At 64.7% G+C, this 13,827-nt stretch carries 12 protein-coding genes; 10 read left to right on the forward strand and 2 right to left on the reverse strand.

Going from position 1 to position 13,827, the window contains the following annotated elements:
* Nucleotide 1 precedes the first annotated feature (1 nt).
* Both AB0M14_RS15455 and AB0M14_RS15460 read left to right on the forward strand, forming a co-directional pair.
* Nucleotides 2–1,045: a 3-oxoacyl-[acyl-carrier-protein] synthase III C-terminal domain-containing protein gene (locus tag AB0M14_RS15455; protein WP_364994484.1), complete on the forward strand. Its 1,044-nt coding sequence runs from the start codon at nt 2–4 to the stop codon at nt 1,043–1,045.
* A 21-nt stretch (nt 1,046–1,066) separates the two neighbouring features.
* Entirely contained in the window at nt 1,067–3,688 is a 2,622-nt protein-coding gene (locus AB0M14_RS15460; protein ID WP_364994487.1) for an aminotransferase class III-fold pyridoxal phosphate-dependent enzyme, read from the forward strand.
* Between the two features lie 67 nt (nt 3,689–3,755).
* Here AB0M14_RS15460 and AB0M14_RS15465 read toward each other — a convergent pair whose 3' ends face one another.
* Nucleotides 3,756–4,298 (reverse strand): MarR family transcriptional regulator, encoded by a 543-nt coding sequence (locus tag AB0M14_RS15465; protein WP_364994489.1) that lies wholly within the window; start codon nt 4,296–4,298, stop codon nt 3,756–3,758.
* Between the two features lie 132 nt (nt 4,299–4,430).
* Nucleotides 4,431–4,865 (reverse strand): helix-turn-helix domain-containing protein, encoded by a 435-nt coding sequence (locus AB0M14_RS15470; RefSeq protein WP_364994492.1) that lies wholly within the window; start codon nt 4,863–4,865, stop codon nt 4,431–4,433.
* Between the two features lie 166 nt (nt 4,866–5,031).
* On the opposite strand from AB0M14_RS15470, the gene AB0M14_RS15475 reads away from it, so the two are divergent.
* Genes AB0M14_RS15475 through AB0M14_RS15510 form a run of 8 tightly spaced genes read left to right on the forward strand, consistent with a single transcriptional unit; the run spans nt 5,032 to nt 13,816 of the window.
* Nucleotides 5,032–5,799, forward strand: coding sequence for an ABC transporter permease (locus AB0M14_RS15475; RefSeq protein WP_364995825.1), 768 nt, complete (start codon nt 5,032–5,034; stop codon nt 5,797–5,799).
* A 3-nt stretch (nt 5,800–5,802) separates the two neighbouring features.
* Nucleotides 5,803–6,669: an ABC transporter permease gene (locus AB0M14_RS15480; RefSeq protein ID WP_364994495.1), complete on the forward strand. Its 867-nt coding sequence runs from the start codon at nt 5,803–5,805 to the stop codon at nt 6,667–6,669.
* Nucleotides 6,670–6,715: 46 nt separating this feature from the next.
* Nucleotides 6,716–8,017, forward strand: a complete 1,302-nt coding sequence (locus tag AB0M14_RS15485; RefSeq protein ID WP_364994497.1) for an MCE family protein — start codon at nt 6,716–6,718, stop codon at nt 8,015–8,017.
* Nucleotides 8,014–9,087, forward strand: coding sequence for an MCE family protein (locus AB0M14_RS15490; RefSeq protein ID WP_364994500.1), 1,074 nt, complete (start codon nt 8,014–8,016; stop codon nt 9,085–9,087). Before AB0M14_RS15485 ends, AB0M14_RS15490 begins: the two co-directional genes overlap by 4 nt.
* The gene (locus AB0M14_RS15495) at nt 9,087–10,100 is read left to right on the forward strand and encodes an MCE family protein (RefSeq protein ID WP_364994502.1); all 1,014 of its coding nucleotides are present in this window, start codon (nt 9,087–9,089) and stop codon (nt 10,098–10,100) included. Before AB0M14_RS15490 ends, AB0M14_RS15495 begins: the two co-directional genes overlap by 1 nt.
* Nucleotide 10,101: 1 nt before the next feature.
* Nucleotides 10,102–11,331 (forward strand): MCE family protein, encoded by a 1,230-nt coding sequence (locus AB0M14_RS15500; protein WP_364994505.1) that lies wholly within the window; start codon nt 10,102–10,104, stop codon nt 11,329–11,331.
* Nucleotides 11,331–12,578, forward strand: coding sequence for an MCE family protein (locus tag AB0M14_RS15505; protein WP_364994508.1), 1,248 nt, complete (start codon nt 11,331–11,333; stop codon nt 12,576–12,578). The genes AB0M14_RS15500 and AB0M14_RS15505 overlap by 1 nt, the downstream gene beginning before the upstream one ends.
* On the forward strand, nt 12,575–13,816 hold the full coding sequence (locus AB0M14_RS15510; protein ID WP_364994511.1) for an MlaD family protein: 1,242 nt from the start codon (nt 12,575–12,577) through the stop codon (nt 13,814–13,816). Before AB0M14_RS15505 ends, AB0M14_RS15510 begins: the two co-directional genes overlap by 4 nt.
* Nucleotides 13,817–13,827 lie beyond the last annotated feature (11 nt).

A 13,827-nucleotide genomic window follows, 5' to 3' on the forward strand; every position in this document is an offset into this window, starting at 1 on the left:
GATGCGACTTCGTTCTGTAGCAGCCGGTCTGCCCTCGCGCACAGTGAGCAATGCCGACATCCTCGACCTGATCGCCGAACACAGCTCGGGCGGCTTCGAGGGCGACCTCGACGAAACACTGCGGACCATCGATAGCTTGCTGCGCTACACCGGTTCGGCCGAGCGGCGCTGGCTCGCCGCCGGTGAGCGGCCGATCGACCTGCTCCGAACCGCGACGCACAAGGCGCTGGACCGGGCCGAGGTGCACGCCAGCGAGGTCGATTTGCTGATCTACACCGGCATCGGGCGCGGATTCATCGAACCCGGCGGCGCCTATCATTGCGCCGCGGCACTGGGGCTGGGCGAGCCGGACTGCTTCGACATCATCGACGCCTGCATGAGCTGGACGCGTGCGGTGCAGGTGGCGGAATCCTTGATGCGGTCGGGTCGCTACCACACCGCGGTGATCGTCAATGCGGAGTTCAGCTTACGGATGGGCGGGATGGTGTTCCCCCATCTGTTCACTCTGCCCCGCCCGGAAGCGCTCGCCTCGATCTTCCCGGCCTACACCCTCGGGGAGGCCGCGACGGCGACCGTGCTGAGTGCCGAGGACAACGACCCGTGGGATTTCCGGTTCGTCTCCCGCCCAGACCTGGCGCCGCTGTGCAATGTCACGCTGCCGGGGTTCGAGGGCTTCTGTGATCCGTCGGACAAACTGGCCGCGAACGGCGTCGGCTACTTCAGCTCGTTCGGAGCAGAGATGCACGAGGTCGGCCTGGTCGAAGCCTTGGGTGTCTACCGCGGTCTCGAGGTGGATCCGGAGAAGGTCTCGGCCCTGTTCACCCATGCCTCGAGCAAGCGGCACTGGCAGATGATGGCCGACAGCGTTGGGCTCGGCGAGGTGATCCATCACGTCTTCCCCGCCACCGGCAATCTCGTGTCCGCGTCGGTGCCGACAGCGATGGCTTCGGCGATCGAGGCCGGTGCGCTGCGGCGTGGCGAGCGCGCGGTCGGCTGGGTCGGCAGTGCCGGAATGTCCTTCGGCGCTTTCTCTTTCGTCTATTGATCAGCGGAAACGGATAGTCAATTGTTCAGACATCTGGCCAAGGCCGTCGGCTGTGCGGCGCTCGGCGCCGCCGAGTACTCGATCGGTTCGGTGCGCCCGCGTCGACAGGACAGCCGGGACGAGCGGCGTGCCCACGCGATCGTCGATTTCCTGCTGCGGATGGGGCCGATCTATATCAAGATCGGTCAGATCGCGGCGACCAGATCGGATCTGCTGCCCGAATCCTGGATCGACACGTTGCGAGTGCTGCAGGACCACACCCCGCACATGAGCGAGGACCGGACCCGCCGGGCTGTCGAGCGCGAGATCGGTGCTCCGCTGGCCTCGCGGTTTCGTTCGTTCGACCTGGTGCCGATTGCCAGCGCCTCGGTCGCACAGGTGCATATCGCCGAACTGATCGACGGCAGAAAGGTCGCGGTCAAGCTGGTCAAGGATGCGGTGCCGGCTCAGATCGAAAGCAGCTTGCGGTCACTGCGTACCACGGTGCGGGTCGCCCACACGGTGGTGTGGCCGGTCCGGTATCTGGATCTGCCGACCCGGTTCGACGAGGTAGCCAAGTTGCTGCGGCCACAGGCCGATATGACTCATGAGGCCACCCAGCAGCGGCGCATCCACGCGAACTTCGCGGGGCACCCGTTCGTGAAAGTCCCCGCGGTGCTCTCCGAATTCGTCACCGAACGGATGCTGGTGATGGAGTACATGGCGGGCATTCCGGGCAAGGACGCCGCCACGGTGGGATTCCCGCCCGAGCGGCTCGCGCAGCGGTTGCAGGACGCGATCTACACCATGCTGTACATGCACGGCCATTGCCACGGAGATCCGCATCCCGGCAACGTCATGTTCACCACGGACGGTGAAGTGATCCTGGTGGACTACGGCGTGACCGCTGAGCTCACCGAAGACGAGAAGTGGGGACTGTCCTCGTTCTACTACGCGTGCAGCCGCAAGGAATGGAGTGTTGCCGTCGAGCGCTTCACTCGGCACTTCGTGGTCGCGGCTGCGGCTTTGGCAGAGCATCGCGAAGCATACGACGCGGAAATGGTGCAGGTCTTGCGCCAGCATTTCGACATCTCCAATAACAGATGGTCGACTGTCGCCTACTTCAACGACGTCAATGCCGTACTGCGCCGCTATGACTCGCGCTACACGACCACATTCACCAAAGTGGAGCTGGTCTTCCTGTCGGGTGAGGGTTTCGCTACCCAGATCGACCCGGGCATCGACATCTGGTCGAACGCGCGCAAATTCACCGATCGCTACTCGCCCTACATGAGCGCCGAAGTGGAACAGCGGTTCGAAGCCGAATTCCAGGAGCAGATGCCGGCGTCGCTGGCCATGCGCGATCGGGCCCAGGCGACGCTTGTCGCGCCGACGCACATCGACCGCTACTTCTTCCCCAGTAGCTTCCCGGTGTTCGTCGCGCACGCCGCCGGTGGCAGCGTCACCGACTGCGACGGGAACACCTTCCTCGACCTGTCCGGTGGATACGGTCCGCACTTGCTCGGCTACGCGCACCCGGCGATCAACGCCGCGATCGCCGGCGGTCTGGACAAGGGGCTGGTGAACGGCATCGGCAACACACCGGAGCTGGAGCTGGCCGAAAAGCTGGTCGGCGCATTCCCTTCGGCCCAAAAGGCGGTGCTGTGCAATTCGGGCACCGAGTCGGTGCTGTTCGCCATCCGGATGGCGCGCGGCTACCGGAAGCGGACGCGGGTGGTCAAATTCGAGGGCCACTACCACGGCTTTTCCGACCAGGCGATGGTCAGCTCGTGGTTCCGGTTCTCCGGCGCCAAGGACCGGCCCGCGCCAGTTGCCGGCACGCTCGGCACCGACCCGGCCGCGGTCGCGGGCACCACCGTGTTGCAGTACGGAGATATCGCCGGCCTGGATCGGCTCCGCGAAGAGGCCGACGAATTGGCCTGCGTTGTCCTCGAACCCATGCCGACCTCGGTGGTCACGCTGAACGTGGAGTTCCTGCGGGAACTGCGTGCCCTGTGCACCGAGCTCGACATCCCGTTGATCTTCGACGAGGTGGTCTCCGGATTCCGGGTTGCCTACGGCGGCGCGCAAGTGCTCGCCGACGTCCACCCTGATCTGACCTGTCTCGGCAAGGTGATCGGCGGCGGGCTGCCGTGCGGGGCGGTCATCGGCAAGCAGTACCTGATCGACATGGCCAAGAGCTCGCAGGATCCCTTCTACGACTACGAGAACAAAGTGTTCGCCGGCGGGACGCTGAGCGGGAATTCACTGACCTGCACCGCAGGAATCGCGGTGTTGGATCACCTGGACAGCCATCCCGAGATCTACCCGCAGCTCGAGGAGAACACCCGGCTGCTCGCACAGCTGATGCGCGAGGCGACGGAGTCGCGGGGCATCGCGTGCCGGATCAACGCCGAGCACTCGATCTTCTCGCTGAATTTCAGCCACCGCCCGGCAGGGCTGTATCGAGAGCGGATGGCGGGCAGTAACTTCAAGGCCACGATCGCGCTGGCGTATTACATGCGCAAGCACTATGTCTACCTACCCGAGATGCACAGCTTCTTGATCAGCGCCGCGCACGATGTCGAGGATCTCGGCCAGATCGCGCAGGCCTTCGAGAAGAGCCTCGACGAGATGCTGGCAGACCAGCTGTTCGTCACCTAGGAGTGATGGCGACGGCGCCGCGCGGAGTCGTCCGACCATCGCGAACCACGCACCGCGGCACACCGTCCTACCCCGGCGGAGTGCCGCGGTGCGTGCTCGGTGCGAAGGCAACCCGTTCCAGCAGCTCCAATGCCGCGGCGAGCGTGACCATCTCGGAGGGGGCGAGCTGCTCGGCCAAGGCGCGCGTGAGGAAGGTGTCCGTCGCGGTGGTCCGCAGGCCGCGCACCCAGCCCCGCCCCTCCTCGGTGAGCGCGAGCTGGATCCGGCGGGCGTCCACGGTGTCACGTGTGCCGACAACCAGGCCTCGGTCGCGAAGGCCATCCACGACGTTGCGAATGGTTTGCGGTCGCAGTTGCTCGATCCGCGCCAGATCCGCTGAGGACATCGGGCCGCCGCGATCGAGCCGTCCGAGAACCGAGATCTGAGTCAGCGACAACTCCGCTGACGCGGAGTCGTTGCGGGTGTGGCGCAGGATCAGACCGGAGATGATCCGCAACCATCCCGCCAGCGCCGCTTTGTCGATGTGCTGGGGCTCCTGGCCAGACTCATCCCCTTGGGCGATCGGCGATCCGTGTTCCGGGATCGTCTGCGGCCGAACGACTTCGGTCACCGGGCGATAGTTCCTGCGGTAGCGGTGGATGCGAGGATGGAGATGCGTCATTGCGACCCTTCACGGCGGACAGTTGATGGCAAAGCGGTCTCGGCGACAGCCGAGGTCGGCGTATCTTTTATGCGATAGCTGCTATTGCGGTGCGGCAACACGTGCGCGGAATGCGGTCGCACGGATGGCGCTGGGCGGCCGGCCCCACCAGCGGTGACCGCACCGGGTAAATGCGGATTGACTGGAGAGACCGAGCAATTCGGATATCTGATTGAGCGACAGAGCGGTTCCGGTCAGGTAGCGGTGTGCTTCCAGCTGGCGTGCCTCATCGACGATTGCGCTCAGGCTGGTGCCTTCCCGGTTGAGCAGGCGTTGCAAGGTGCGCTTGTGCAGGCGCATCGCATCGGCCACCAGGTCGAGGTCCGGAAAGGTCCGGCCCCGCAACTGCGCGACTACGGCGGCGACCTGCGGCGCGAGCCTGGCCCGCTCTGCGCAGTCCAGCCCGATGTCCTGGGAGTCCAATACTTGCCGCGCAGTCGTTGTGGCAACGGATATAAACGCCATGGCGACCAGCATGGCCTATGTCGTGCAAAGCGAAGAATGAGTCGAGAAGGCGCAGTGATTTTTCACAGCGGCATCCGAATCGCATGCCAATGCGGCACAGCAATAGCAACTGCACCGCGCCGCAACGCAATTCGCTGATAGCGTTCGCGAGGTGAATTTGAACCCGGCGCAGTTGCGGATGTCTTTAGATCCCGCCTTTAGCCAGGTCGGCAATATCTTCGCGCTATCGAACGATGTGCTGCGGAAGACGTTCAAGCGGCCTTTTCAATTTAGGGAACTCATCGAGCAGTCGTGGTTCGTCGCGAATGTTTCGATCCTGCCGAGCGCATTGGTCGCCATCCCGTTCGGCGCCGTCGTGGCATTGCAGACGGGCTCGCTGATCAAACAACTCGGCGCCGAATCCTTTGCCGGCGCGACCAGTGTGCTGGCCACCGTTCAGCAGGCCGCACCGGTGGTCACGGCGTTGATCATCGCCGGCGCAGCGGGTTCCGCGGTCGCCGCCGATCTCGGCTCTCGGACCATCCGAGAGGAGATCGACGCGATGGAGGTGCTGGGCATCGATCCCATCCAGCGACTGGTTGTCCCGCGAGTATTGGCGATGATGCTGGTGGCGGTGTTGCTCAACGGGCTGGTGTCGGTGGTCGGCATCGCGGGCGGCTATTTCTACAACGTGCTCCTGCAAGGCGGCACGCCCGGTGCGTACCTGGCTTCGTTCTCCGCATTGGCCCAGTTGCCCGACCTGTGGGTGGGGGAGTTCAAGGCACTGCTGTTCGGATTCATCGCCGGCGTGATCGCCTCCTACAAAGGTCTGCAACCCGGCCGCGGCCCGAAAGGTGTCGGTGAGGCGGTGAACCAGTCGGTGGTCATCACCTTCATGACGCTCTTCTTCGTGAATCTGATTGTGACGCTGGTGTATCTCCAGCTCGTTCCTGCCAAGGGGGCGTGAAGCATGGCAACGAAATACCGTCCCTCGGGCGTTGCCAAGGTGAGCCGTCGCCTCGGTGGAATCGGCCGGGCGCCGGTCGATGTCATCGACCGCGCGGGCGAGCAGATGCTGTTCTACTCACGCACCGTCGCGTGGATACCGCGAACAGTCGTGCACTATCGGAAGGAGGTCATGCGGCTGCTGGCCGAAGTGACCTTCGGCAGCGGTGCGCTCGCGGTGATCGGCGGCACCATCGGTGTCATCGTCTTCATGTCCGGCTCGGTCGGCGTGGTCGTCGGCCTGCAGGGCTTCAAAGCCCTGGACGCGCTCGGCAGCTCGACCTTGACCGGCTTCCTCACCGGTTATATCAACACCCGCGAGATCGCGCCTTTGGTTGCGGCGCTGGCACTTTCGGCGACTGTGGGCTGTGGTTTCACCGCGCAGCTGGGCGCCATGCGGATCTCCGAAGAGATCGACGCGCTGGAGGTGATGGCGGTACCTGGTGTGCCATTCCTGGTGTCCACCAGGGTGATTGCCGGGTTCGTCGCCGTGATCCCGCTGTATATCGTCGGGCTGCTCGGCACCTTCGTCGCCTCGCGGTTGATCAGTATCTGGTTCAACGGGCAGTCCAGCGGAGCCTACGACCACTATTTCGGGCTGTTCCTCCCGCCAGAGGACGTCCTCTATTCCTTCCTCAAGGTCCTGATCTTCGCCTTCGTCATCATCCTGGTGCATTGCTACTACGGCTTCCATGCCACGGGCGGGCCGGCCGGCGTCGGCGTCGCGGTCGGCCGGGCAGTGCGCGCGGCCATCGTGCTGGTCATGGTGCTGGATCTGTTTCTCGGCCTGGCCCTGTGGGGCACGACAACCACCGTCCGGATCGCCGGGTGAGCAGGGAGTTCGAACAGTGAATACGATCCGGAAAACGCGTGTCCGGATGGCGGGCATAGCGTTCTTCGCGACGGCTGGTCTATTTCTGTGGACCACCATCGCGATCTACAACAAGGACTTCGTCCGAACCGTCCAGGTCACACTCATCACCGACACCGCGGGAAACGCGTTGGCGCGGCACGCTGATGTGAAGGTGCGCGGCGTCGCCGTGGGCCAGGTCCGGGCCAGCCGCAGCGAACGCGACCAGGTGGTACTGGACCTGGCGATCGACCCAGGTAAGGCCGGGCTGATTCCGGCGAACGCGACCGCTCGGCTGCTGCCGAAGACGCTGTTCGGGGAACGGTATGTGGCGTTGGTCATTCCCGAGGATCCGAGCCCGGCGCGGCTGACCTCAGGGCTGACCCTGCACCAAGATCGCAGCGGCAACGCGATCGAGGTCGGCAAATTGCTCGACGACGTGATGCCGTTGCTGGCGGCGATCCCGCCGCAGGATCTCGCCTCGGTTCTGGGTGCGCTGTCCCAGGCGCTGTCGGGGCAGGGTGAGGCGCTGGGTGTGACGGTGGACCGGCTGGACACCATCCTCGGCGATGTCAACGCCGTGTTGCCGGATCTGCGGGAGGGGCTGCAACGCTTCGCCACGGTAGCGGCCACCTATTCCGATGCCGCACCGCAGTTGGTCGAGGCGATGAACAATTTCCGCACCACCAATGCGACGGTTATCGACCGCCGCACCGATATCGAGAACCTCTACGCCACAGTCACTCCGAGCTCATCGCGGCTCGCGGACTTCCTGGTCGCCAACCGCGACAACATCATCGACGTGGCAGTCGACTCACGCCCTGCGATGGAGTTGCTGGCGAAGTTCTCCCCGACCTATGCCTGCACGCTGAAGAACTTCGCGCAGATCAAGCCACGCATCGATGAGCTGTTCGGCAAGGGGACAGACATGCCCGGCACCAGGGTGACGATCGAACTGGTCAACAATCGCGGCCGGTATCTGCCCAACCAGGACGAGCCGCGCTGGTTCGATCCCCGTGGGCCCTGGTGTCTGCCCGAGATGCCGCTGGGAGTCGACCCGGGCCAGTATCCGAGCGGACCTCCGAACGACGGCTCCTATCAGCCGCCGAGCCGTAACCCCGGCGACCAGACCAGCGGGCATCTCCCCGCACCGCAATTGCGGGTGTTCCCCGCCGCGCAGCCGCCGACACTGGCCGGTTCGCCCGGCGAACAGGATTCGCTCGGAGCGATTTACGGCGCGGCGAACGGTGTTTCGCCGGATTCTGTGCCCGGTTGGTTGACCGGGGCCGCAGCGCCCGCATTCCGTGGCAGTGAGGTGAGTGTCCGATGAACGGACGTCGGCGTGGCCTGGTCGGCCCGCTCGTCAAATTCACGATATTCGCGATGGTGACGGTGTTCGCCACCACGATCCTCGCGTTGTCGATTGCCAATTACACCGGCGGTGGGACCGTGTTCAAGGCCCGGTTCACCGATGTGACCTCCCTCGCCGTCGGTGACGAGGTGCGCGTCGCGGGTGTGCGGGTCGGCAAGGTCACCGAGGTGCGGATCGCCGACCGTCGCGAAGCCGAGGTGGAATTCGAACTGCACGACCGGGATTGGTTACCGGCCACCGCCACCGCCACCATCCGGTACCGGAACCTGGTCGGGCAACGCTACATCGCGCTCGAACAGGGTGCCGGCGAGCAAGGTCGCAAACTGAACGCGGGCGCCACCATCGGACTGGACCGCACCCGGCCGGCGCTGAACCTGACGACGTTGTTCAACGGGTTCCGCCCGCTGTTCCGGACTCTCACCGCGGACGACGTGAACAAACTGTCCTACGAGATCATCCAGGTGTTCCAGGGCGAGCAGGGCACGATCCATGATCTGGTGGCGTCCACGGCGGCATTGACCAACAAGATCGCGGACAAGGACGCGGTGATCGGGCACCTGATCCGTGATCTCACCGCTGTTCTGAGTGCCGTCAACGATCGCGACGACCAGTTCGACCAGCTGATCGTGAACACCGAAGCGCTGGTGAGCGGGCTGTCCGCCGAACGGGACATGGTCGGCCGGTCGGTCACCTCGATGGGCAATCTCGCCTCGGCCACCGCGGATCTGCTGGTTCCGGTGCGCCCGACCCTGCAGGGCTCGATCGCGGGTCTGAGTGAACTCACCGCCACCCTCAACGAGCGTTCCGACGAGGTGAATACCGCGTTGTCGACCCTGCCGGTGAAGTTGGAAAAGCTCGGACGCGTCGGCAGTTACGGCGGCTGGTTCCAGTTCTACCTGTGCGGCCTCGACATTCAGCTCGGCACCGGGGCCAAGGACGCACCACAGCTCAATCTGCCCACCATGCCGACGATCAACCAGCCGCTGTACACCAACCCAGCTCCGCGCTGCCACGGGAAGGCCCGCTGATGGAATACCGGACACTACACCGCGGCAAACGAAGTCCCGTCGCGCTGGGCCGCCTCGGGGTCGCTCTGGTGCTGCTGATCACGATCGGCGTCTTCTTCCTGGACAAGGTGCCATTCTTCGGAATCAGCACCGGATACTCCGCGGAGTTCACCGAGGCCGCCGGCTTGAAAAAGGGCAACGAAGTTCGCATCGCCGGGGTCAAGGTCGGTCAGGTGTCCGACGTCCGCCTCGACGGTGACAAGGTTGTTGTCGATTTCCGGACTTCCGGGGCGTGGATCGGCAACGAGACCACCGCATCGATTCAGATCAAGACCGTGCTCGGTCAGAAGTATCTGGCCCTGGACCCGAAAGGGTCGGACGAGGCCGATCCCGACAACCCGATTCCCTTGTCCCGCACCCTGTCTCCCTACGACGTCGTCGAGGCATTCACCGACGCCGCCACCGACCTAGAACGGATCGACACCGCGCAGCTGGCCAACAGCATGCAGGTGCTCTCGGAGGCATTCGCGACAACCCCGGCCGAAATACGCGGCTCCATCGATGGCATGGCCCGGCTCTCGGCGACCATCGCCACCCGAGACGAACAGCTGCGGGCGATGTTCGAGGCCACTGCGGGCACCACGGCCGTGCTGGCCGACCGTAATGCCGAGTTCGAGCGCCTGCTCAGCACCGGCGGGGTGTTGCTTGCCGAGCTGAACGTCCGTCAGCAGGCCATCCATCAATTGCTTACCGGCGCAAAATCATTGGCCGCGGAACTGAGCGCGCTGGTCAAGGACAACAAAGACCAGATGGGCACCGCCCTGACCAATCTGCACTCCGCGATCGGCCTGTTGAACGACAACCAGGACCACCTCTCCAAGGCCCTGAAACTGGCCGCCCCGTTCTATGGCCTGTTCGCGAATGTGATGGGCAACGGCCGCTGGTTCGAGGCCGTCATCGTCAATCTCTCCCCGCCCGCGCTGCCGGAGATCCCCGGAGTTCGGCCGCCGATCCGCACCATCGGAGGTAACTGAGGTGGCAATCAGGATTCGTTCGCTGCCCGCCATCGCGATCTTTGTGGTCGTGGCGGTGGTGGCGGCAGGCACCCTGTGGTGGGGATATGAGCGGGTCACCAGTACGCGGATCACCACCTACTTCGACCGCGCCGTGGGGATCTACGAAGGTTCGGATGTCCGGATCCTCGGTGTGCCAGTGGGTTCGGTGGAATCGGTGGAGCCGATGGGCGATCAGGTGCGGGTGGTGTTGCGGGTAGAGGGTCGGGTCGACGTGCCCGCCGACGCCGGTGCTGCGCTGGTGACGCCCTCGGTGGTCTCGGACCGGCATATCCAGCTCACGCCGGTGTACCGAGGCGGCCCGAAAATGGAAGGCAGCGCGGTGATTCCGCGCGAACGCACCGTTACCCCGGTCGAAGTCGATCAGCTCTACAAGAGCATCACCGAACTCTCCGACGCGCTCGGCCCCAACGGCGCCAATAAAGAAGGCGCGGTGAACCAGCTGGTGCGTACCGGCGCGGCGAACCTGGCCGGCAATGGCGAAGCGATGGCCGAGAGCATCACCCAGCTCTCCCGCGCGGCGCATACCCTCTCGGATTCCCGCGGTGACATCGGTGCGTCGGTGCGCAACCTGCAGCGGTTTGTGTCCATGCTGACCGCCAACGATCAGCAGGTGCGCGAATTCAACACCCAGCTCGCGGATCTGACGGGATTCCTGGCGGGCGAACGTCACAACCTCGGTCAGGCGTTGCAGCTGTTGTCGGTCTCGCTCGGTGACGTCGCGGGCTTCATCGCCGACAATCGAGGTCTGATCGCGGACAATGCCGAAGCGCTGACCAGCCTCACCAAGACCCTCTCCGATCAGCGCGATGATATCGCTGCGGCGCTGCCGGTGATCGCGGTGGCGGCGAGCAACATCATCGGCATCCACAACGGTGAAGCAGGCACGCTGGATATGCGGTCGAACTTCTTCGACCAGCTACAGGATCCGTTCGGGACCATCTGCAAGATGATGGATCTCGGCAAGCTGATGCCCGGCAATCCCACCTTCGACGAGGTCAGCCGGCAGCTACGTCCCCTGCTCGACCATTGCGCCACTATCGCGGCCTCGGTGACCGCCGCGATGAAAACCCCGATGGTCCTGCCGTTCGGCATTTTCAGCGCCGAGAACATGCAGCGCGATCCGGTGCCGGGGACCATACCCGGTACTCCCTCGAACCAACTGCCGCCCTCGGAACAGGGAGATCGATGATGAGTGGAATACGCGGCACCGCACACGGTTTCGGCGCCGCGGTGGCGATCGCGGCGACCGCCTTGCTGGTGAGTTCGTGTGCCTCCGACGGTATCTACAGCGTCGCCTTGCCCGGTGGGGCCGACATCGGTGCTCGTCCTATGGCGATCGACATCGAGTTTGCCGACGTGCTGGATCTGGTCCCGCAGTCCGCGGTGAAGGTCGACGGCGTCCCGGTGGGCCGGGTCGAGGAGATTACCCTCGCGAAGGATATGTGGACCGCCAGTGTGCGGGCTGTGCTGAACTCCTCGGTCGAGCTGCCGGTCAACGCGCGAGCCGAGGTGCGGCAGTCGAACCTGCTGGGGGAGAAGTACATTGAACTCTTCCGCCCTGGTAAGGACGCGGACCAGGCTCGGCTCGCCGATGGTTCGGTGATACCCGTGGCCAATACCCGCCATGCGACCGAGGTCGAGCAGGTGCTCGGGGCGATGTCGCTGCTGGTCAACGGTGGCGGTGTGGCGCAGTTGCAGCCGATCGTCACCGAGCTGAACAAAGCGCTCGGCGGGCGCGAGGACAAGGCGCGCTCCCTGCTGGAGCAGGCCGACACCCTGATCGCGGGTCTCAATGCCCAGGTCGAGGACATCACCGCGGCGATCGACGGCCTGGCCACGCTCAGTGGACGGGTGAGTACCCAGACCGAGCAGATCGGCGCCATTCTCGACGAATTACCCGAGGGGATCAGGATTCTCGAGGAGCAGCGGCCCCAGCTGATGGCGTTGCTGACCCAACTGGACCGGGTCGGACAGGCGGGCTTCGATGTGCTGAATACCGCCAAGGCCGACCTGATCACGGATCTGACCGCGCTGCGACCGGTGCTGCAGGAGCTGGCCAAGGGTTCCGATGATCTGGTGACCGCACTGCCGCTGATGCCCACCTATCCATTCCCGGACGCGGCGCTGGAGAGCACCTTCGGCGGATCGGTCAACACCTGGCTCTCGGTCGATATGGAGATCGGCGTTCTGATGAACAATTTCGGTGTCGGTAAGCCCGCGCCGGTTTACACCCCGCCGCCGTTCGGACCGGAGGTCCCGGTGAACCCGGCCAACCCGTACTACAACGGCAACGGCCCGCGCCCGGGCTGGCCGACCATCACCCTGCTGCCGACACTGCCCATTCCGCACCTGCCGACGCTGGCGGGTGCGCTGACGCCGCTGCTGGAACAACTCGGGATCACCCCCGCCCCCGCTGGAGAAGGTGGTCCGCGATGACCCGTCTGGTTCGGTTTCAGCTGATCGCCTTCGCGGTGATCGCGGTGATCGGTGTCAGCTATGTCGGCGCCACCTATGTCCGGCTCGACGAGATGTTCGGGTTCGGCGTCTATCAGGTGCGAGTCGAGTCGGCCGAGACCGGCGGCCTCTACCAGGGTGCGGAGGTGACCTACCGCGGCGTCCCGGTGGGCCGGGTCGGCGAGCTCGAGCTCACCGCGGCGGGTGTCGCGATGCGGCTGGACATCAGCTCGGACGCACCGGAGATCCCCGCCTCGGCCGTGGCAGTGGTCGCCAACCGCTCCGCTATCGGCGAGCAGTACCTCGACCTGCAGCCGGACAGCCCGAACGGGCCATTCCTGCAAGACAATTCGGTGATCCGCGGTGCGGTGACTCCGGTCCCGGTCGAACAACTTCTCGCCGGAGTCGATCACTTCACCAAGTCGGTGGATCTGGTCGCGCTGCATACCAGCATTACCGAACTCGGAAAAGCGTTCCACGGCAAGGGCGATGACCTGCAAGTCCTGGTCCAGTCGCTGAACAACATCACAACTGAATTCCACACTTCACTCCCGCAGACCATCCAACTGATCCGCGATGGCCGGATCGCACTCGGCACCCAGGCCGAGCAATCCGGCGCCATCCGCGAATTCAGTGCCGGCTTGGATCAACTCACCGCGCAATTGCGCGACAGCGATCCGGACGTGCGCCGGCTGATCGACACCGGCGCGCAGGCGGGCGAACAGATCGACGGACTACTCGTCGACAGCGGCGACGCGATCACCGCGAACCTCGGCTCGTTGCGCACACTGCTCAAGGGCGTTTCGCCGAAATTCTATGCCTTGCAACCGATCCTGATGATGATGCCGCCGATCTCCTTCGGTGGTTCGGCCGCCGCACCCGGTGACGGTACGACCCACTTCGGCTATGTCTTCGAACTGAACTATCCCCCGGCCTGCTCGGTGGGTTACGAGGGCACCCGGCAGATCCTCGCGGATATGAAGGCCGCGAACCCGGATTTCGACGACACTCGCGACGATTTCCCATTCAACACCGACGCGAAATGCACGGTGCCCTTCGGCAACCCGACCGCGGTGCGCGGCGGTGCGCGCGCCGAATTGGCCGACCCCAGTATTCCGCAGCCCTGGGACGGCACTCCGAAAACCGACCCGGACAAGCTCGATGTGAGCCCGATCGCCATCCAGGTGGCGACTCTGCTCGGGGTCACGCCGAAGCGGTGACCGACAACAAC

The organism is Nocardia sp. NPDC051832 (assembly GCF_040681285.1).
Lineage (GTDB): Bacteria > Actinomycetota > Actinomycetes > Mycobacteriales > Mycobacteriaceae > Nocardia.